Source organism: Salegentibacter mishustinae (assembly GCF_002900095.1).
In the GTDB taxonomy this organism is placed as follows: domain Bacteria; phylum Bacteroidota; class Bacteroidia; order Flavobacteriales; family Flavobacteriaceae; genus Salegentibacter; species Salegentibacter mishustinae.
In genome coordinates, this window is the sequence record NZ_LLKN01000001.1 from 451,180 (window position 1) to 471,661 (window position 20,482).

At 37.7% G+C, this 20,482-nt stretch carries 14 protein-coding genes; 5 read left to right on the forward strand and 9 right to left on the reverse strand.

Translation table 11 applies throughout. The annotated features are described in order from the left end of the window. Positions 1–7: 7 nt before the first annotated feature. The 9 genes from APB85_RS02075 to APB85_RS02115 all read right to left on the reverse strand — a co-directional run bounded on the left by APB85_RS02075 (position 8) and on the right by APB85_RS02115 (position 15,980). Positions 8–1,813, reverse strand: coding sequence for a family 43 glycosylhydrolase (locus APB85_RS02075; RefSeq protein ID WP_057480492.1), 1,806 nt, complete (start codon positions 1,811–1,813; stop codon positions 8–10). Positions 1,814–1,820: 7 nt separating this feature from the next. Further along, positions 1,821–2,630, reverse strand: a complete 810-nt coding sequence (locus APB85_RS02080) for a carboxylesterase family protein (protein ID WP_057480493.1) — start codon at positions 2,628–2,630, stop codon at positions 1,821–1,823. A 53-nt stretch (positions 2,631–2,683) separates the two neighbouring features. After that, on the reverse strand, positions 2,684–3,682 hold the full coding sequence (locus APB85_RS02085) for a metallophosphoesterase (RefSeq protein WP_057480494.1): 999 nt from the start codon (positions 3,680–3,682) through the stop codon (positions 2,684–2,686). Positions 3,683–3,687: 5 nt separating this feature from the next. Beyond that, positions 3,688–5,064 carry a glucoamylase family protein gene (locus APB85_RS02090; protein WP_057480495.1) on the reverse strand — a complete coding sequence of 459 codons (1,377 nt, stop codon included), beginning with the start codon at positions 5,062–5,064 and terminating at the stop codon, positions 3,688–3,690. Between the two features lie 25 nt (positions 5,065–5,089). Further along, complete coding sequence (locus APB85_RS02095) at positions 5,090–6,427, reverse strand: glucoamylase family protein (RefSeq protein ID WP_057480496.1); 1,338 nt, start codon at positions 6,425–6,427, stop codon at positions 5,090–5,092. A gap of 249 nt (positions 6,428–6,676) precedes the next feature. Next, complete coding sequence (locus tag APB85_RS02100) at positions 6,677–8,413, reverse strand: LamG-like jellyroll fold domain-containing protein (protein ID WP_057480497.1); 1,737 nt, start codon at positions 8,411–8,413, stop codon at positions 6,677–6,679. A 7-nt stretch (positions 8,414–8,420) separates the two neighbouring features. Continuing rightward, the gene (locus tag APB85_RS02105) at positions 8,421–9,995 is read right to left on the reverse strand and encodes a RagB/SusD family nutrient uptake outer membrane protein (RefSeq protein WP_057480498.1); all 1,575 of its coding nucleotides are present in this window, start codon (positions 9,993–9,995) and stop codon (positions 8,421–8,423) included. Positions 9,996–10,005: 10 nt separating this feature from the next. Continuing rightward, the gene (locus APB85_RS02110) at positions 10,006–13,008 is read right to left on the reverse strand and encodes a SusC/RagA family TonB-linked outer membrane protein (RefSeq protein ID WP_057480499.1); all 3,003 of its coding nucleotides are present in this window, start codon (positions 13,006–13,008) and stop codon (positions 10,006–10,008) included. A gap of 224 nt (positions 13,009–13,232) precedes the next feature. After that, entirely contained in the window at positions 13,233–15,980 is a 2,748-nt protein-coding gene (locus APB85_RS02115) for a helix-turn-helix and ligand-binding sensor domain-containing protein (protein WP_057480500.1), read from the reverse strand. A gap of 97 nt (positions 15,981–16,077) precedes the next feature. Between APB85_RS02115 and APB85_RS02120 the strand changes: the two genes are divergently transcribed. From APB85_RS02120 to APB85_RS02140, 5 genes are all read left to right on the forward strand, one after another. Continuing rightward, positions 16,078–17,763, forward strand: coding sequence for a sulfatase family protein (locus tag APB85_RS02120; protein ID WP_057480501.1), 1,686 nt, complete (start codon positions 16,078–16,080; stop codon positions 17,761–17,763). Between the two features lie 82 nt (positions 17,764–17,845). Next, the gene (locus APB85_RS02125) at positions 17,846–19,105 is read left to right on the forward strand and encodes a putative DNA modification/repair radical SAM protein (RefSeq protein WP_057480502.1); all 1,260 of its coding nucleotides are present in this window, start codon (positions 17,846–17,848) and stop codon (positions 19,103–19,105) included. 1 nt (position 19,106) lies between these two features. Next, on the forward strand, positions 19,107–19,889 hold the full coding sequence (locus APB85_RS02130; protein ID WP_057480503.1) for a TIGR03915 family putative DNA repair protein: 783 nt from the start codon (positions 19,107–19,109) through the stop codon (positions 19,887–19,889). Positions 19,890–19,935: 46 nt separating this feature from the next. Continuing rightward, the gene (locus APB85_RS02135) at positions 19,936–20,172 is read left to right on the forward strand and encodes a hypothetical protein (protein ID WP_057480504.1); all 237 of its coding nucleotides are present in this window, start codon (positions 19,936–19,938) and stop codon (positions 20,170–20,172) included. A 78-nt stretch (positions 20,173–20,250) separates the two neighbouring features. Next, on the forward strand, positions 20,251–20,481 hold the full coding sequence (locus tag APB85_RS02140; RefSeq protein ID WP_057480505.1) for a hypothetical protein: 231 nt from the start codon (positions 20,251–20,253) through the stop codon (positions 20,479–20,481). Position 20,482: the final 1 nt, after the last annotated feature.

Genomic DNA, 20,482 nt, shown 5'->3' on the forward strand with positions numbered 1-20,482 from the left:
AATTTTTTTATTCTACATATATAACTTCAGATCGCTCTGAAATCCCATTTTCATTAAATGCTTCAATCTGAAAGTAATATTCGGTATCCCGATCCAGGTTGCGCATAAAATGTTCATTGCTATCATAAATTAACCAGGCGTGGTATAATTTATCAGGAGCAATACCCCAGCGAATATTATAGCCCTGAGCTCCCTTTACTGCTTTCCAGGTGAAAGATGCATCTCTTCGGTCTTCCTCGCGAGAAACTTCGAAGCTTTTTACCCTTGAAGGTTTCTTGCCAAAACCTTTTCCAAACACCCTAATTTCAGATAAAGCCAGGTTATTCCCCGGAACTTCAATATTGTTATAACGCACGTATTTTGCCCTTACAGGCTGGTTAAGCGTGATATAGGCATTCGGCGTATCTTCAAAGCTCTTACTTCTATCTTCAACGGTTTTCCAGTTTTCACCATCTTCTGAGACCTCTAAGGTATACCGGTGACGTAAACCTTCGGTACGGGTATAAATACCAGCCTCCTGGTCGTGAAAATTTAGTTGAAACGCATAGATGTTTCCCGGCGCCAGCATTTCTATCTCCACCCATTGATTATCGTCATTAGCTTCAGCAACCCAAAAAGATTTTGGACTTTCATCGGTTAACAAGTTCGAGATAATTTCACCTTCGCTATTCTTTTCCAGTGGCATTTCGGTAATATCAAAATCACCATCCGTGGCAGTGCTTTTTCTAATTTGCATTTGAGAAGAGGATACTGTTGTCTCTCCTTTATAGGAAAGCAACATCCAGCCATTGTGAAGTCCCGCTTTTGTGGGATGATCTGGCCCATACAAAGGATAATCACCGTAGCTTGTAATGGTGTACATTAAACCTTCGTCGTCAAAATAGGTTGGAAACATAGCCAGCCTGCGTTCCCAATGAGAATTAGAAGCCAGTGCCATGGTGGCAAAATGCCAGTATTGTCCGTTGGTTTGTTGCATGGTAATCCCGTGGCCGGCACCATTGGTAAACCCGCCCGGCTTGAAACTTATGGGATTGTTTTTCATGTATTTAAAAGGACCAAGCGGTGTTTCGCCCACATAAGCGGCATCGGCATAAACATTAAATTGTGTCCCTGGAGCTGCGTACTGTAAATAGTATTTTCCATTATGTTTAGTCATTGAAGCACCTTCCATATAACCTTCCTTTAAGGTTGGATGGTAATTATTCTCCCCAAAGCGTTCCCAGCCGTGTTCTTCTTCTACCAGGTTAATAAGTTCCTTCTCTACACCGGTTTCAAGAAAACGATCGTCTTTGTCCAGCATTTTTACTTTAAGTGGATGTACATTGGATGAACCCCAATACAAATAGGTTTTCCCGTCATCATCTATAAATAATTCTGAATCCTGTATATTATTAGAAATAGAAGCCGTTGGAGTCCATTTACCGCTTTTCGGATCATCGGTGTACAAAATACTTCCATAACCTGCGGGATCCCCTGCAAAATAAACAAGTGAGTCATTATAATTAAAAGCGGTTGGTGCGTTGGAACCTTCAAAATACCATTGCTCTGGTTTTATAAATTCCCAGTTGATTAAATCTTTAGAATGCCAATACCCAAAAGAACGGGTAACAAACATATAATATTCGCCCTGAAATTCAATTACGGCAGGATCGGCACCTGAACGATAGGAAATATTATTACTGGAATTATATACCATATAGGTATAATCAATATCCAACGGATTGATATAGGTTTCCGGCACTACCTCCTGTGCACTTATAAAAGGACTAATAAGCAAGGCCGTACCTATAAGTATGTATTTGAAATTTTTCATCTACTAATTATTTTCCATTTTCATTTTCCAGGCTATGCGAGAATAACCAGGGCAATAAATTAGGTTCTGCAAAGGCTGAATCCCAGCTGTTATGATTATCGTCGGGATATAAAGAAAGCTTGGCATTTCCACCGTAGTGATTAATAGATCGCGCCATTGCTTCAGAATACCTTGGAAGCACAACGTCATCTTTTTTTCCGTGGAAAAGCCAAATATTAAAACCTTCCGGATATTCTTTAGCTATTTCAGGGTTTGCACCGCCGCAAATAGCGAAGGCTGCTGCAAACATTTCAGGCTTTTTATAGATTATCTCGAAAGTTCCCATTCCTCCCATGGAGAGTCCGCCTACATAAATTCGATCTTTATTGACGTAGGTCTTTGAAGTCATTTCATCCATAAGATCCATGACTAATTGCAGCGATTTGGTAGCAGGTTTTTCATTCATAAAATCGAATTGAAAAGGAATCGTATCCCTCTTTACCTCAACCTTTGCCCAATAGTCCTCCTTTGGTGCCTGCGGAAAAATAACTATTGCAGGAAATTCATCCTGATTTTTCAAAAACAAATCACTACCGTGGGTTAATTGTGACTGATTATTACTACCTCTTTCTCCCGCACCGTGCAGAAACAAAACCACAGGGTATTGTTTTTCTTCAGAAAAATCCTTCGGGAAAAGAATACGGTAATTTAGGGTATCAGAATTTTTAATAAAATGTTCTTTCTTAAAGGCTTCATTCTCCTGTGCTTCTACTGAAAGTGGCACAATGAGTAAAATAAACAGTAAAACCGCTAAGACGTTTAAAAATCGCTTTTTCATATTTTATTCATTTTATAAACCTCACAGGTTTTTGAAATCTATGAGGTTTGGTGTTATTTAAACAATACATTTTTAAAAGTGAAACCATTTGCTTTCTCCTTTTTAAACTCGTCAAGCCAGGGCGAGTAGGTTTTCACTTCAATTCTTTGATTTTCGGGATTGACTTTAATGATTCTTAAAAAACCATTTCCACCATTTTCTGAGCCTTCAACCCCTTTTTGATAATTGGCAAGCATCTGGTAAACCTTATTCCCATTTTTACCTTCGCTTACTAAAGTTCCGACGCCCGATTTAAGAATATGCCCTGAAAACACCATTGAAATATTTCCGTGTTTTTTAATTAGTTTTTCCCAAAGTTGAGCGCCGTTATTTGGAGTTTCTTCACCGGTATCTTTACCTATTCCATAATTCTCAGGCAGCCACCAATCTTCACCATCGTGCAGTGTGCTATCTTCGTAAACATAAGCGTGAGTGACAATGATGAAATTATGCTCCGGATATTTTGTTATCATTTTATCTGCCCAGGCTATGGTTTTATTACGGGGGCCAAATTCTAATGAAAGCACCATCCATTTTTGTTCGCCAATAGTAAATTCACTTAATAAATTATCTATCTTCCCTTCCGGAAACGTGGTCTTAAGATTAGCAAAATCACTAGCAGTAAAGTAGGCGTTAGCTAAAGAAGTATTCCTGGTGTCGGCAAACTTCCCGCTTTCACTTCCCATATCATGATTCCCTAACCCAAAAGAAAATGGTAGCTTCCCCTGAATTATATTAAAGCCTTTTTTAGCAATATCCCATTCTTTCCCGTTGTTATTCTGCGTAATATCACCAACATGCAACGCGAAAGAAAATCTATCTTTATTATTTGCCAACCAACGCATTTGGTGTAAGTAGATTTCTGGATATTCTTCAACATAAGTCTGGGTATCGGGCAGCACTACAAATTCAAAAGACTTCTGTTGAGCCAATGAAGAACCTGTAATCAATACCGTGATAAGTATCAAAATAAAACTCCGAATACCTTTAAGATATGTTAGCTCGTAATTCATATAAATTAATCAGCAGTATTAAACCCTAATTTTTCGAGACCGTTTTGTACTTCTTGAGCGCCCATAAATAGATCCCAAATTAATCCAGATCTGTAATTTTCTATCATCACCACTTGTGGTCCCTGGTCTATAGCCAGATATTTTGGAGCTACCCAATCTTCACCTTCAAGGCTAAAAGCATCGTAAAAACCGGCAGGTCCCCAGAGCAATTCATTTTGATCTTCGAAGAAATAACGCATTGCATTCATTGAAAGTTCCGGCGTGTAAGGGATAGAACTAATCGCCGCAGTTGGGGAAACAACTCCTCGATCAGTATCTGGAGAATGAGCCGTGTAGCCTATACCGTCGTTTTCATTTCGGGTATAACTAGCTGTTAGTCCCCATGAATTTCCATTATAAGTTTCAAAATCATTTGGATTTTCCTGGGTATACTCATAGTTAATTCGGGTATGATTTACATTCAAATCCCAGTAATTAGCATACTTATCTTCAAGTCCTTTTGGGTTCAATCCTAAATAAGAATAATGTGCCCAAAAAAGCGGCCCGGCTTTATCACCCCTGGTGTTATGTTTTAGAATTAACGGAATTCCGTATGCTTCTTTATCGCTTACAATATCGCCGCTACGAGCCCAACCATCGTGATAAGCTTTAGCATCGATCGCGTGATCTGGAGAAGAAGCAGCCATAACGTAAGTGATCAAACACTCGTTATAGCCTTCTATCATAAAATCCATTTCCCACTGATAATCCGGTGACCAGTGCCAGTAAAGTCCGTTTTTATTATTGGTATACCATTCCCATTCTATGCCTTTCCAAAGCTCATCGTATTTAGCAGCTACTGCTTTTTCTTCTTCGTTTCCATTTTTCAAATATTCACGAACTACAATAAATCCCTGCGCTAAAAATGAAGTTTCCACAAGATCTCCTCCATTATCTTTATCGCTAAAAGCCTGAACTTCACCGGTTTCTCCATTTATCCAATGTGGCCATACCCCGTGAAATCTTGGAGCATTATCTAAAAAACCAGCGATCTTATCTAAGCGGGCAACAGCCGAATCACGCTCAATCCATTTCCGTTCCATCCCAGAAACTATAGCCATAAGTCCGAATCCCGATCCTCCTGTGGTTACCACGTGGGAATCATTTTTTGGGTATTCACCATCTGGATGATAGCGTTCTCGTGCCATTCCCGAATTTGGCTCGGCATAATCCCAGAAATATTTAAGGGTTTGCTTTTGAACCGTATCTAATAATACTTCCCTGGAAAGAGATGAGGTTTCAGTTTTTTCTAATTCCTGCTTCTCCTTATTTGATTCGTTCTTACAGCTAAAAAGCACGAAACCGATTAGAAGAAAACTTAGAATTGATTTATAGTTGGTCATTTTGTATAATTTTTAATTTTCGGAATTAATAATTAAACTCCAGTTTGTCTAAACCGGCTTGTATTTCTTCATCTTGCATAAAAAGATCCCAAAGCAAGCCTGTTCGGTAATTTTCTATCATAGTAATTATTGGACCCTGGTCTATGGCAAGGTAACCATCGGCTACCCAGTTTTCCTCTTCAGAAAACGCATCATAAAAACCGTAAGGTCCCCACAATTTATCTCCCATTTCTTCATAAAAATAGCGTAAGGCTTTCATAGAGTCTTCTGGAGTATATGGAAAAGAAGACAAGGCAGCAGTAGGTGTGATCACTCCTAAATCGTTGGCCGGGCTGTGCGCGGAATAACCTTCATAATTATCGCTGGCGGTAAAACCCCAACTGTTTTCTCCATAGCCTTCATAATTCCGTGGATTATCTATTGCGTAATTATAGTGAATAAGACTATGTGCGGTATTTTGATCCCAGTAATTAGCGTATTGATCGCTCAGGTTTCGAGGATCAAGACCTATAAAAGAATAATGGGCAAAGAATAAGGGACCGCCGTATGATGGGCCAAGTGGTAACTCAAGTCCGTAGTGTTGACGATTATTTACCATAGCACCATTTGATGCCCAACCCTGGTGATAAACTTCAGGTTCTATAGAATGAGTGGGTGATGATGCAGCAAGTACATACACCATTAGAGATTCGTTCCATCCCTGAATTTTTAAATCTTTCTGAAAATTATAAGTTGGGGACCAGTGCCAGTAAAGCACATTTTCTCCCTGGGTGTACCAATCCCATTCTACAGCTTCCCACAATTCAGTAATTCGTTCTGAAATACTTGTTTCTTCGGCAAAATACTGTCTATTTATAAGTAAGCCCTGCATCAGGAAAGCAGTTTCTACCAGATCGCCGCCATCATCCATATCTCCAAAGGGACGTGTTTGTGCAACATCGTCTAAATACCAATGTGAAAAAGCGCCGTGATATGTAGGAACTTCTTCCAAAAAGTCAAGAATTTTTTCCAGTCTTTCAGTTGCTTGCGCTCTACTTATCCAACCACGCTCTACAGCTACCGGAAAAGCTGCGAGGCCAAAACCGGAGCCACCAATGGTAACAATATTCCTTCCTTCACCTCCATAAGCATCATCCTGCGAGCGTTCACGCGCTAAGCCCGAATTTTCCCCGGCAAAATCCCAGAAATATTTAAAGGTTTGTTGTTGAACTTTTTCCAACAATTCTGAATCACTTAAAATTTCCTCCTCTCCTTCGGGCTCCTGTCCAGGTTGATAAGGTTCCTGGTAACCAGGTCCATCATCAGAAGAACAGGAAGAAAAAACAAACAGTAATCCTATAAAATATAAGCATCTATACAGCATGAAGTTTTGATTATGAAAGAATTAAGTAATGATTCTCTAATTATTTTAAGAATATAGAACCTCTCTCACTAAAATAATATTAGCAAGTCTAAAAAATAAAACTGACGCAAAAGGCCTATTTTCGTAAAGCCGTCCCTAAGCTTCGGGATGTTTCAGCTTCTAATATGTTTCTTAGGTTCTGAAATAAATTCAGAATGACGATTTTTAAAAAATTCCGACCCAGGATAGGGCCGGAATTTATTTTAAAAACTATTCAGCTATAATTATAGCTTCAATCTCATCTTCAGTTAAAGCTTTGTTATAGAAACGAAGATTGTCCATATAACTTTGATCGGCAAGGTGACCCCATTCTGTAAATCTTGGAGCACCAGACATTATAGAAACAATATCGGTTCCTGTCCAATCTATTCCCCCTGAAACAGTTCCAGTATTTACCGGTTCTCCATCAAAATAGATTACGGTTTCAGAGTTTGAGATTGTAAAAGCTACGTGAACCCACTCTCCAAGTGTTGCGTCTATAGCTCCACCATCGTTCCAACTATCAGAAGTGCCGTTTCCTACATTTAGTTTTATAGTTTGAGAATCAGCTCCTCCTTCTCTAAAGAGACGGAAACCACTTGTTCTATTGTTTTGCGCATCCGGATTATCTTCATCCTCAGGGCTTACAACAATAATTCCTGCACGGTTTGGATCGGCATTAATTTTATACCAGAAAGTGGCACTAAATTCTTCACTTAAAAGACCTTCTGAAGGCAATTGCAGGTAAGATCCTTCAGCACCAGCATAGGCATTGTTTCCTTCTACACTTTCTCCTGCAAATCCCGGAGAACCAACTTCTATTACTTCGCGGTTGGAAACCATATCTCTATAATCTCCATTAAAAGGCATATCTAAAGTAATGGAAGAAGCATTGATTAGCTGCTGAATATCTTCCTGGGCTAATGCAGTATTAAACAATCTAAGTTCATCTATATTACTACCAATATCAGATTTATGATCCCAATAGCTAAAGGTTTCTCCACCTGCACCAACAGTAAGTTGTTCTACCCCGGTCCAATCAATAGCAGCCGTCGGAGCTCCGGTATTTACCGGCATACCATTGATGTAAAGCACAGTTTCTGTAGGAGTTATGCTAAATGCAATATGAACCCATTCGTTATTGGTAACATCAATTATTCCACCATCATTCCAGCTTTCTCCGGTTCCGGTTCCAACATTTAATTTGATTCGCTGCTCTTCTGCAGAACCTTCTCTGAATAAACGGAAACCTTGCTGGCGACTTTGAGCCTCTCCAGATCCTTCTGCTCCGGCTACAAGAATTCCTGCACGATTCGCTTCATCTGTATTAACTTTATACCAGAAGGCTCCACTAAATTCGCTTCCAAGATCTTCCTGGTTAAGCGGTACGTCAATATAAGATTCTGAGGTTCCTTCATAGGTTCCTGTGCCTAAATAAGCTTCACTTGAAACAGCCGGGCTCCCGGTTTCATCAGCCATATAAATATTTACCAATTCGGTAAAATCTCCATCAAAAGGCATATAGAAAAACTCTCCGGCGTATTTAGGCGTGTAAGGAGGTTCTTTACTAAAGTTTACAGTTTTACTGGTGGTGTTTCCGGCAATATCTGTAGCATTAATAGTTAAAGTATGTTCTCCATTGGTTACATTATCAAAGCTCACCTGCTTATTTACTATTCGGTAATCAAGAAATTCATCGAAAGTGGCAACCTGATTTCCGTTTACCATCACTTCAATCATATCAACTTCTATATCGTCAACTACCTCAAACCTAATATTTATTGAAGCTACAGCTTCGGGCACCTGAATTGTGGTTCCCTCGTTAGGATAGTTAATATTCACTTCGGGACTACCGGCATCGGCTCCCGGGTCTACCTTTGTTAGCGGATCTATATTATCATAATCACAAGAAGCAAGTAGTAGCACTAATGAAAATAGACCCAAAAAATATTTATTTATTTTTTTCATTGTCTTATTAATTTAATTGTAACAAAATTTCGTTCATCGGTGTATCTCTATCTACTGCAGTTGCTTCGATAGGTAGTGCATCTAATTGTGCCTGTGGATAAGGAAGATATTCATCGTCGGCTGAAAAGTTTCTTCCATCATAACTTAATTCGCCATATTTATCGTGACGAATCATATCATAATATCTAATACCCCATTCCATAGCCAATTCCGCAAACTTTTCGTCTAAAACCTGCTGGTGGGTTACACCACTCAAGGCTGGCATACCAGCGCGGTCTCTTACTATATTTACAGCCTCATCTGCTGATATAGCTGAACCGTTGGCGCCAAGTGTTATTGCTTCAGCATACATTAAAAGAACTTCAGCATATCGAATTATGATCATATTCTTCCCAGCACTGTAATTATTTCTACCATCTGTAAGTTGAACGGAAGGAAGGTAATGCTTACCACTTGCAAATTTTGCACGTGCATAGTCGTTAATAATATCTCCAGAAGGAGTTGTATTAGAAACAAATTCCGGCACTTCTACCCCATTGGCTTCAAGATCTGCGATTCCTCTATCGGTAAAAAGCACACTTGTTTCCAACCTGGTTTCCTCATTACGATCAATCATAAACTCTATCCATTTGTTGCTAGGCTCATAAAAGCCCCAACCACTCTGTGCATTTTCACGTTCAGGGGTCCAGTTTTGCGGACCAAAGGGTGCGTATAAATGATACAATTCACCACCGGCTTCTGTCCCATAATCCGAATACTGAATTTCAAGTAAACTTTCGTTACTCAATTCTCCAGGTTTTTTGAATAATTGGTAAAAATCTGGGTAAAGAGAAAATTTACCTGAGCTTATAATTGCCCCGGCAGCATCGGCTACCTCCTGGTAGTTTTCTAACTCCTGGTGAGCGAGTGCCTTAATAGCGTAAGCGGTATATTGTGTAACTCCTCCCTGGATATCTGTACGTTCGTTTGGACGTGCGTCTGGCAAGTTCTCGATAGCTGAATCCATCTCGTCTGAAATAAACTGCATTACATCTGCTTTAGAGGAAACACCCTGCTCCAATTCTGCTTCAGGCTGGTTGGAAGTAATGATAAATACATCTTCCCAAACCCTTGCAAGGTTAAAATGAAGGTAAGCTCTTAGCACTTTAATTTCAGCGATATATTGATCGGCTCTTGCTACATCTTCGGCATCAGCGAATTCTTTAAAATTCTCCAGTTGAAGAATTGCAGTATTCATATTAATAATATCATTATAATGTACATTCCAAAGAGAATTGTACATCCAATAATCCTTATTATAAGTGAACATATCTGTATCGGCAAAAGGCTGTTGATCTCCCAATCCACCGGCATTTACATCATCACCTCTTACCCCAAGTAGAAGTGGTTCTTCCCATCCTCTTGTTGCAAATTCGTAATAAGCACCAATTAGTGGCTGGTCCATATTACTGGCATCGGTATAATCAAGATCTCCGGTATTCAACTGTCCTTCCCGTACATCAAGCTTCTCACTACACGAAGTTACTCCTACGCCAAAGACAAGGCACAGCAGTAAAATTTTAATTAAACTATACTTTTTCATAATAATATTTTTAGAATTTTAAGTTAACACCTACAGTGTAAATTGCAGGAACAGGATATGTTTGCCTGTCTACACCATCTGATACTTCAGGATTGAAACCATTGTAGCTAAAAAAGGAAAACGGCTTCTCTGCAGTAAAGTAGATTCTAGTTTCCGGAAGTCCATCTGCTACAATATTATAAGCCAATCGAATGTTTTGAATTCGGAAGAAATCTCCATCCTCTACCCAGAAATCACTTAATCTCTGGTTCCAGGCTTTACGTAAACCTGCAGAAGAAGGATAAGTATTACTGGTTCCTTCCCCGTGCCATCTATTAATTGCAAGATCGGCATCCATATTGGTATCTTGCGTAAAGATAATTTCACCTCTTTTTCTATTTAAGATCTTATTACCGGTTTGACCGTAAAAATCTACAGAGAAATCAAAGGCTTTATAAGTAACTCCTATATTACCTCCAAAAGTGTACTTTGGAAGGAATGATCCAAGAATCACCCTGTCAGAATCATCTATTACTCCATCGCCATTTTGATCACGATAAATTAAATCTCCAGGTACAAGGTTGTTTTCTACGGCAACAGGATCTGCTGCAATTTCTTGTTCATTTTGATAAACTCCTACTCTTTCATAGCCATAGAAACCTAATAATGGCCCACCTTCAATAGTACGTTGTCTAAATTCAGCTGAACCGGAATCTATATAACCCCTGTCATCCTCAATTTCAAGCGCCTCATTTTTAAGTGTAGTAAAGTTTGCACCTATTCTAAAGCTAAAATCTTCTGTAACTTGTTGGTTCCAATTAGCTACAAGTTCTAAACCTTCGTTTCTAATAACTCCAGAATTCCTATCTACACTTCTATTTACAATTGGGATATAAACCGGAAGAATTGCATCTTGCGTATCTCTTATATAGTAGTCGGCATCAATAGATAGTCTTCTCTTAAATGCCTCAAGATTTAGACCAAAGTTATACTCCTCAATAACTTCCCAGGTATTATTTGAAAACACACTAGTTGAAGTAGTACCGGTACGAGGTTGATCTCCAATTGGAGCCGTAACAACTTCAATAGTATTAGAACCGGCACTTGGCGCAACATTATCGTTACCTAATTTACCCCAACTGGCTCTAAGTTTAAAGAAATCTAACACATCATTCTCTGCAAGAAATTCTTCTTCAGAGACTACCCAACCTAAACCAACAGATGGGAAGTATCCCCAGGGATCTAAGGTGAATTTTGAAGAACCATCGGCTCTAAAAGTACCATATAATAAATACTTGTCTTTAAAGCTATAAGAAACCCTTCCAAAATAAGATAACCCATAAAACCTTCTACCAATCTCTTCTACATTGTTAGCAAATGAATCCGGATCGGCAAAATCAAGATACCAGCTGGTTTCAAGACCAATTCCCGTAATATCGAAACCTGTAGCTTCAAATCGGTTACTAGCTTCATCCCTAAAAGAGGCACCAGCCATCACTGTAAGATCGTGGTCTCCAAATGTATCATCATAGGTAAGTACATTATCCCAGTATTGATTGGAAAAGTTATTATTTTCCCTTTTAATACTAGACCGTCTTTCAAAATTATTACCAAGTGTGTATGGTAAATTTACTTCACGTAGTTCTAAACTAGAATAATCGTGACTATATGTAGTCTTGATATCTAATTTATCCTCGATTAATTCATATTGCAAGAATGCAGAGGTTAACTGCTTTCTAATTTTTTGCCTATTCTCATTATAGGTAAGGTCCTGAAAAGGGTTTTGCGTACCTCTATATCCTAATAGTTGAGCATTAGAATAACGTATGGGTCCGGCTTCAGTATTCATTTCATCAATAACCGGCATTGTTGGTACCGCGAAATAAGCTCTAAACCACGCGCCATTCTCTGGAGCATACTTGGTAGCATTACTAAAAATAGAATTCACTCCCATTTTTAAACGATCGGTTAGGTCTATCTCTACTTTAGATCGAATATTAAAACGTTCGTAATTATTTTTCATATCCAGGATTCCTTCCTGTCCTGTATAATTGGCTCCAACTGCATAAACAATGCTTTCACCACCTCCAGAGGCAGAGATACTATGGTTTTGAATCAAGCCCTGTCTAAGTATCTCTTTATACCAATCGGTATTCACTGCGGGTACATTGGGATTAATTCGACTACGCCCATATCGCTGTATCGCATTTTCGATAAATTGAGTTTCGGGAGCTGAACCAGATTCTCTTGCCATAGTAGCAAACTGCTCCGTATTTGCCAACTTTACTACATTTTGGGCACGTTGAAAACCAGTATACCCATCGTATTCAAATTGAGGCTTCTGATTTTTTCTACCAGATTTTGTTTCAATAATCACAACGCCATTGGCTGCTCTAACACCATAAATAGCGGAAGATGAAGCATCCTTTAGCACGTTTACAGATTTAATATCCTTAGTATTAAGGAAATCAATATTATCATATAAAGTACCATCTACCACGTATAACACATTCGTAGCTTCCCCAAAGGTTCCAAGACCTCTAATCCTTACTGTTGGAGAATCCCCCGGAGCACCAGAGTTCACAATCTGTACCCCAGAAACCTTACCTTGTAAAGATTGCATTACGTTAGCCGTAGGAGTTTTTTCGATCTCCTCAGCATTTAAACTAGCAATAGAACCTGTTAAGTCCCTTTTTTCCTGAGTACCATAACCAATTACCACCACTTCATCAAGTTGATCTGCATCTTCCTTTAAGGTAATAGTGTAATCGTTATTCTGACTTACGGTAAATTCCTGTGGAAGAAAACCGAGGAAAGTTACTCTTACGACATCGCCTTCTTCAACATTTTCAAGAGTAAAATTTCCGTCAAAGTCGGTTACGTCAAAAATTTCTTTGTCAGTTACCTTTACTTCGGCTCCCGGTAAAGGCATTTCATTTTGGTCCGTTATTACACCTGAAATTGTTTTGGCTTCCTGAGCGAATCCAAAACCAGATAAAAGGACCATACAAAGGGAAAATAATTTTAATTTCATACGGTTGAATTTTTACTGAATTTTAACAGAAAGATACAACTAAGGCTTGTTCTTCCGCAAACGATATAGTACACTACTGCTACATCAAATATATTAAGTCTTTAAATATCTAAATAACAGCTATTTAAACTATTTTTGAAGTAAAATTTTAACAGTGATTTAAATCGATGATGTAGTAATGATGTATTGCTATTTTGTTAAAATTAGAAGTTTAAATTAACAACCTAGTAATTTTTGATGAGAAAATTTGTCAAATTCTCCTTCTTATTCAGAGCCATTTTTTTTCGTAATCTGTACCGGTGAACTTCCACTCCCCTAACTGAAATACCCATTAAAGGAGCAATCTCTTTTGAAGTAAGATTCATTTTTAAATAAGAGCAAAGTTTTAAATCTTTGTTAGTGAGTTTAGGATAGTTTTTCAAGATATCCTTAAAAAAGTCTTCGTGTAATTCATTAAAGTTAGTTTCAAAAACTTTCCATTCATCTTTATTTTTAATCGCCCTGTTAATCTTATTGAGAATGTGCTTCATCTTAAATTCATTAGAGAAACTATTCTTATCCTTATTTAATTCACTTTGAATCTCCATAAGCATTTCATTCTTCTTGGCGGCAACCATTGTGGTATTGGCAAGCTCCTTACGTTTAAGGTTTATTTGGCTCACAAGGCGCTCTTTTTCTAAATTATTAATGCGCTCCTGGTGTTCCTTTTCAAACTTTTCTTCAAGCAATAATTGATGCTTTTTAAGCTTTAACTGATTAAACCAATAAACCAGGCCTATAAGTGCAAGAAAGATTAAAATATAAACCAGTTTCATTAAATTAGAAAGGTACCAGGGTGGCTTTATACTAAAGCCAAAACTGCTCTTCTTAGCAATATTAGCCTGTGGGCCGATCGCTAAGAGTTCTAACTCATAATTACCATGATCGAGATTTTGCAGGTTTATCACCCCATTATTTACCTCGCCACTTAGAGTATCTTCACCTCTTAACCTATATTTTAAACCCATAGCCCCAGAAGTAGGGAAGGAAGTATAAATATTTAGATCTCTTGAACTTTTATAAGGCACCACAGGTTTATTTTCCAGACTAAACCGGCCATCTAAATCAAAGAAACCTTTCACCTGTGGTTTGCTTACGTGAATATTTTCTAGATCATTGATATATTTATTCAGGTCAATACGCGCAAAACCATCATTTAAAGCTACGTAGTATAATGAGTCTCCATTTTTAAGAATTCTCTCGTAATTTTTTACAAGTCTATTTCCTAAACTTCCGGGAGCAACTACTATGGTCTTGTTAAAATCGGTGAATTTTAAAGAATTATTTTCGGTATTACTAAACCAATAAGAATTCACATCCTTAAGCAACAGTTTATGCTTTCGGAAAGGTTTCATCTCTTCAAAGATCTCTAAAGAATCTTTGAAGGAATTATATTTAAACCAGTGATCTCCATTAAATATGGCCAACTGATTATTGATCTCAAAAATATTCGTATTGATGCTATTCCCGCCATCTGGGATAGCGATTTTCTCCACAAAGCTGGTTTTTGTAAAATTATCGGTAAATCCAGATCTATAAAGTCCTTCGTAAGGATGGGCGGCCCATAGTGTATTCTCATCCTCAAAAACCACGTTCTTCACCGGAAAATTTAAACTATCTATTTCATAGATACTGTCACTAGAATGACTGAATTTTCTAATCCCGGTGTAACTGCTTATCAAATACTCCTTATTAGCATACGGAAGCTCACTAATTTTGAAACTACCGGTGGCTGTTTCTACCGGTATCAAACTATTTCCATCTACATAATAGGTGCCGGTATTGTGATTTACAAATAAGGTATCATTTAAAATCTCCAGATTCCAGGTATGACCCTCAGCTCCATCTATAATTTGCAGCTCATCATCTACAAAATTGTAAACTCCGGTATTACTTGCAAGGAACATTTTATTGTTGTGAAATGCTAGATCGTAAACTGCCCCTAACTCCCCGGTATCATCGGTATAAAATTTAACCGGCGAATCAATTTCAATTCGATCAATTCCATTGTCAAGACTTAACCAAATATTCCCATATTTCTCTACAAATCCTAAAACGGTATTATTCTGCAGTCCGTTATTCCTATTAAGAACTGTATAGGTTTTTTCGCGGCTATCGTAGTTTATCACGCCATTTTTTACAGTACCAAGTAATACCCTATCGTCACCAAATGACATTATATGATTTAACTCAGAGCGCTTTAATTCTTGGAGTAAATTACTGTCCTCATAAAGCGAGAACGTTTCATCATTATACTTATAAAGCTTTTCACGCGTGCCAATTATCAAATCCCGTCCCTGAATGGCCATATCAATAATCATCTCCTCTTCTAAAAGTTCCTGGTTTGGCAACTTCTCCAATTCATTATTAACATCTAGAAAATAAAGTCCTTTTTTCCTCAATGCCAGTAAAAGTCGATCTTTATAAACTATCATTTTATTGCTAACCACATTTTGAACAGGTTCTATAGTATTATGATCGTACTTATAAATAGCGCCAAAAGACCTGAAATAAATATCTCCCTTAAATTCAAGAATTTCCCAGAACTCTTCACTCTGCATGGCATATTTACCAAGTTTTGGAATTAAAGATGTATAATACATTTTTCCTGTTTCATCCTTTTTCCAATACCCAAATTCTTTATAAGAACCAGTAAAGATTTTATCTTCATATACAAAAACTGAACGTATAATGCTACCGTTAGGCAAAGGAAGAAGCTCCCAGGATTGACCATCATAACTTAATAAGCCTTGATTATTGGCCACGTAAATTACGCCTTCTTCATTTACATCAATATCCCAGTTTTGGCTTGCAGCATTATAGCTTGTAGAAGAATAATTATGTATAGGTGGCGTAAGTTGCTGAGAAAAAAGGTTAGTATACTGAAATACAAAGACAAACAGAGCTATTATTTTAGGAGTAAAGAGCTTCATAAATTCAATTTGAGCAGTTTTTGTATAGTTCTAATTTACGGCAAAAATACATACTTTTTGTACTTTAGAGCTTTCTCAATTACATAAACAACTCTTTATGAAATCTAAAAACGCACTTCCTTTAATTCTTAGCTTTCTTTTTCTGGCTATTTCTCTTATTTCCTGTAAAAATAATTCTGAAGAAAAAGAATTAGATAAAGACCAAAAGAAGAAGCGTCCCAACATAGTTTTCATAATGACCGACGATCATGCAGCCCAGGCAATTAGTGCTTACGGGCATCCGGTAAGTAAATTAGCACCTACTCCCAATATTGACCGCATTGCTAATAATGGAGTTAAGTTCAATAATAATTTTTGTACAAATTCTATTTGCGGACCCAGCCGCGCCGTTATTCTAACCGGCAAACACAGCCATTTAAATGGTTTTAGAATGAATGGGGAAACCTTTGATGGTTCACAACCTACACTTCCAAAATATCTAAAGGAAGCAGGTTATCAAACAGCACTATTTGGTAAATGGCATTTACACGGTTCTCCCCAGGGTTTTGATGATTGGAACATTCTTGTGGACCAGGGAAATTATTATAATTCCGATTTTATAAAAAATAAAGATACTACCAGGATTGAAGGCTATGCCACAGATATAATCACCGAAATGGGATTAGACTGGCTAAAAAATAATCGAGATAAAGAAAAACCCTTTATGCTAATGGTCCAGCACAAAGCCCCTCACAGAAACTGGATGCCGGCACTAAGACATATTAATAAATACGATTCTATTGAATTCCCATTACCCAAAAGTTATTTTTCAGATCATAAGGGGCAGGTAGCTGCGCAAGAGCAGTTACAGACCATTTATAAAGATATGTACGAAGGGCACGATCTAAAAATGACCGTGGCCAAAGGAAGCGATTCTTTGAGGCATAATCCGTGGAAAACAGATTTTGAAAGAATGACGAAGGCACAAAGAGACGCCTGGAATAAAGCATATCGACCTAAAAATAATGCTTTCCATGAAGCAAATTTATCGGGCAAAGAGCTTGACAAATGGAAAGGCCAACGCTATCTAAGAGATTATCTTGCTACCGTAGCCGCAGTAGATGAAGGCGTGGGAAAAATTTTAGATTATCTCGAAGAATCAGGTTTAGTTGAAAATACTTTAATTGTTTACACCACAGACCAGGGCTTCTATTTAGGAGAAAAAGGATTTTTTGACAAACGCTTTATGTACGAAGAGTCTTTAGCCATGCCTATGCTGATGCAATATCCCGGTGTTATTGAAGCGGGTAGCGAGATTGATGCGCTTACCCAAAACCTGGATTTTGCGCCAACTTTCCTGGATTTTGCCAACGCTGAAATCCCTGAAGAAATGCAGGGTAGATCCCTGCGGTCATTGATGAATAATTCAATCTCAGATGAAGACTTTAGAAATGCCATTTATTATCATTACTATGATTTTCCAGCCTTTCATATGGTAAAAAGGCACTACGGCATTAGAACCGATCGGTTTAAGTTAATGCACTTTTATGACGATATTGATGTATGGGAAATGTATGATCTACAGAAAGATCCTCGAGAAATGAATAATATCTACAATCATCCAGATTATGCCGAGGTTAGAAAAGAACTACATTCCAGTTTGGATTCCCTTCAGCAAAAATATAATGTTACCGAAGAAGAATTTGCTACCACCCCGGAATCTAAGGTAGATCAGGCCTACAGGAACTTTGCACGAATGGCAGGAGAAGACCCGGAAAATTATCCCGGTTACAAAAATGAATAGTTTTCATAACTAAATAAAGATAGATTAGTAACTATTCCTATTTGTTGGATTTTTTCCTATTTTTGGTTCAAATTTCAGAATTATGATGTTTGAACGAATTAAGGAAAAACTCGAAATTCTTGCAGATGCAGCAAAATACGATGTTTCCTGCTCCAGCAGCGGTAGTAAACGTAGAAATAAGAATAAAGGTTTGGGAAATTCAGATGGGATGGGAATTTGCCATTCCTACACCCAGGACGGGCGCTGCGTATCATTATTAAAGATCTTACTTACCAATCATTGCATATTTGACTGTGCTTATTGCGTTACCCGCCGAAGTAACGATATAAAAAGAGCTGCTTTTAAAGTTCAGGAAGTAGTAGATCTAACCATTAATTTCTACCGAAGAAATTATATTGAAGGCCTGTTTTTGAGTTCCGGGATTTTCAAGGATGCCGATTTCACTATGGAGCGACTTATACGGGTAGCAAAAAAGCTGAGGCTGGAAGAGAACTTTAATGGCTACATTCATTTAAAATCTATTCCCGGTGCAAGTGACGAACTTATGCGTGAAGCCGGCCTATATGCCGACAGGCTAAGTGTGAATATTGAGATTCCAACAATCTCCGGTCTAAAAAAACTGGCACCAGAGAAAAATCATTCTGATTTTATTAAACCAATGAATAAAGTGAAGAATGAAATTATACAATATAATTCTGAAAAAAAATTAATTAAAAGCACACCAAAATATGCACCTGCCGGACAAAGCACCCAGATGATAGTTGGAGCCTCTGGAGAAAGCGACCGGGAAATTATGCTTTCGGCAAATTATTATTATAAAAATTACAATATGAAACGGGTGTATTACTCGGGCTATGTCCCAATAAGTAATGATCCCAGATTACCATCCCTTGGCTCTCAAGTACCCATGCTAAGAGAAAACCGCCTTTATCAAACCGACTGGCTCATGCGTTTCTATGGTTTTGATGTAAACGAATTATTAAACCAGCAATTTCCAAATTTAGATGTAGAGGTAGATCCCAAACTAAGCTGGGCTCTAAGAAATCAGCATCAGTTTCCCGTAGATGTAAATAGCGCCGAAAAAGAAATGCTTTTAAGAATTCCGGGGGTTGGTTTAAAATCTGCTCATAAAATAGTCCAGGCCAGAAGGTTTAGAAAACTCAATTTTGATCATCTAAAAGCAATAGGCGTGGCTTTAAACCGTGCTCGCTATTTTATTATTTGTGACTCCCGAGGTTGGGAAACGCGAGATCTGGCTCCGTCAAAAATAAAATCTTTAATTCTTCGGAATTCGGTTGGAAAATTTAGGAAAGAATACAGCAGTCAACTAAGTTTATTTTAGAATGGAACCATCTACCTGTCTTATTTATGATGGCACCTTCCATGGCTTACTTACCTGCGTTTATACCGCATTTGAAGAAAAATTAGTGGTTAATAATATTCTCCCGCCGGGCACACCTCAAACGGACATGTTTGCCGAAAATATGGAGGTTTTTACCGATGAAGCTAAAGCTAAACGGGTTTGGCAGGGATTTCAAAAATATGCAACTCCACGGGGACAAAATGCGATCTATTACGCCTACCTGAGTGAACTTCCTAAGATTGAACTCGATATTTTAAGGTATTTTCAGCATACCTTTAAATTTAAAACAAGTGTTGACGGTGATTTAGCGAATAATCATATATTAAATATTGCGCAAACTGCTAAAAAAGTGGCAAGAGAAAAGCATAGAATGGAAGCATTTGTAAGGTTTCAACTTACTAAAGACAATATCTATTTTTCTAATATTGAACCAGATTTTAATGTACTTCCAATAATCGAGAAGCATTTTACGTCTCGTTATAGCGATCAACAATGGATTATTTATGATCTAAAACGAAAGTTTGGGTTATATTACGACCTACAGGAAACGAGAGTAATTCATATCGATTTTTCCAAAAACTTATCCTCACTAGAAGAAAAAGAGCATTTATTTGATGCTTCAGAAATTGAATTTCAGCAATTATGGAAGAAATATTTCGAGGCCACCACCATCAAATCCCGCATAAACACAAGGCTTCACCACCAACATGTACCCAAGCGATATTGGAAATATTTGAGTGAAAAGAATCCCTTGCATAATTAAAAAATAGTTTAAATTTGCTACTTCAACTAATTAAACATATTCTAAAATGAAAAAATTATTTTTACTTTTTGCTGTTGCAACAATGTCTCTTTCTATCTACTCTTGTAGAGAAACTACTGAAGAAAAAACTGAAGACGCTATGGAGTCTGCAGGTGAAGATATAGAAAACGCAGCTGAAGAAGCAGGAAACGAAATGGAAGAAGCTGGAAACGAAATGGAAGCTGAAGCCGAAGAAACTGAAGCTGAAATGGAAGAAGAAATGAACGAAGACGATAATATGTAATCGTTTCATTTTTGAAAAATTCCAAAAGCTGCTTTCTTCACGGGAAGCAGCTTTTTTAATTAAAATTAAAATGTAAATATGAAGAAGTCAGTTTTAATATTAGGTGCCATTTTCGCCCTAAGCTTATATTCATGCCGCGAAACCACTCAGGAAAAAACGGAAGATGCTGTAGAAGCCATTGGCGAAGACATTGAAGACAATGTAAATAAAGCCGGAGACAAAGTTAAAGAAGGGGCTGAAAAAGTAGAGAAAGGTGCCGAAAAGATAGAAAAAGAGATCGATGAAGAGATTCACGAAGACGATCATTAAT

Excerpts from the sequence above, each read along its gene's own strand:
- APB85_RS02105 (WP_057480498.1), bottom strand. The coding sequence starts at position 9,995 with ATGAAAAAGTATAGTTTAATTAAAATTTTACTGCTGTGCCTTGTCTTT.
- APB85_RS02100 (WP_057480497.1), bottom strand. The coding sequence starts at position 8,413 with ATGAAAAAAATAAATAAATATTTTTTGGGTCTATTTTCATTAGTGCTA.
- APB85_RS02120 (WP_057480501.1), top strand. The coding sequence starts at position 16,078 with ATGAAATCTAAAAACGCACTTCCTTTAATTCTTAGCTTTCTTTTTCTG.
- APB85_RS02090 (WP_057480495.1), bottom strand. The coding sequence starts at position 5,064 with ATGACCAACTATAAATCAATTCTAAGTTTTCTTCTAATCGGTTTCGTG.
- APB85_RS02075 (WP_057480492.1), bottom strand. The coding sequence starts at position 1,813 with ATGAAAAATTTCAAATACATACTTATAGGTACGGCCTTGCTTATTAGT.
- APB85_RS02080 (WP_057480493.1), bottom strand. The coding sequence starts at position 2,630 with ATGAAAAAGCGATTTTTAAACGTCTTAGCGGTTTTACTGTTTATTTTA.
- APB85_RS02110 (WP_057480499.1), bottom strand. The coding sequence starts at position 13,008 with ATGAAATTAAAATTATTTTCCCTTTGTATGGTCCTTTTATCTGGTTTT.
- APB85_RS02085 (WP_057480494.1), bottom strand. The coding sequence starts at position 3,682 with ATGAATTACGAGCTAACATATCTTAAAGGTATTCGGAGTTTTATTTTG.
- APB85_RS02095 (WP_057480496.1), bottom strand. The coding sequence starts at position 6,427 with ATGCTGTATAGATGCTTATATTTTATAGGATTACTGTTTGTTTTTTCT.
- APB85_RS02115 (WP_057480500.1), bottom strand. The coding sequence starts at position 15,980 with ATGAAGCTCTTTACTCCTAAAATAATAGCTCTGTTTGTCTTTGTATTT.
- APB85_RS02130 (WP_057480503.1), top strand. The coding sequence starts at position 19,107 with ATGGAACCATCTACCTGTCTTATTTATGATGGCACCTTCCATGGCTTA.
- APB85_RS02140 (WP_057480505.1), top strand. The coding sequence starts at position 20,251 with ATGAAGAAGTCAGTTTTAATATTAGGTGCCATTTTCGCCCTAAGCTTA.
- APB85_RS02125 (WP_057480502.1), top strand. The coding sequence starts at position 17,846 with ATGATGTTTGAACGAATTAAGGAAAAACTCGAAATTCTTGCAGATGCA.
- APB85_RS02135 (WP_057480504.1), top strand. The coding sequence starts at position 19,936 with ATGAAAAAATTATTTTTACTTTTTGCTGTTGCAACAATGTCTCTTTCT.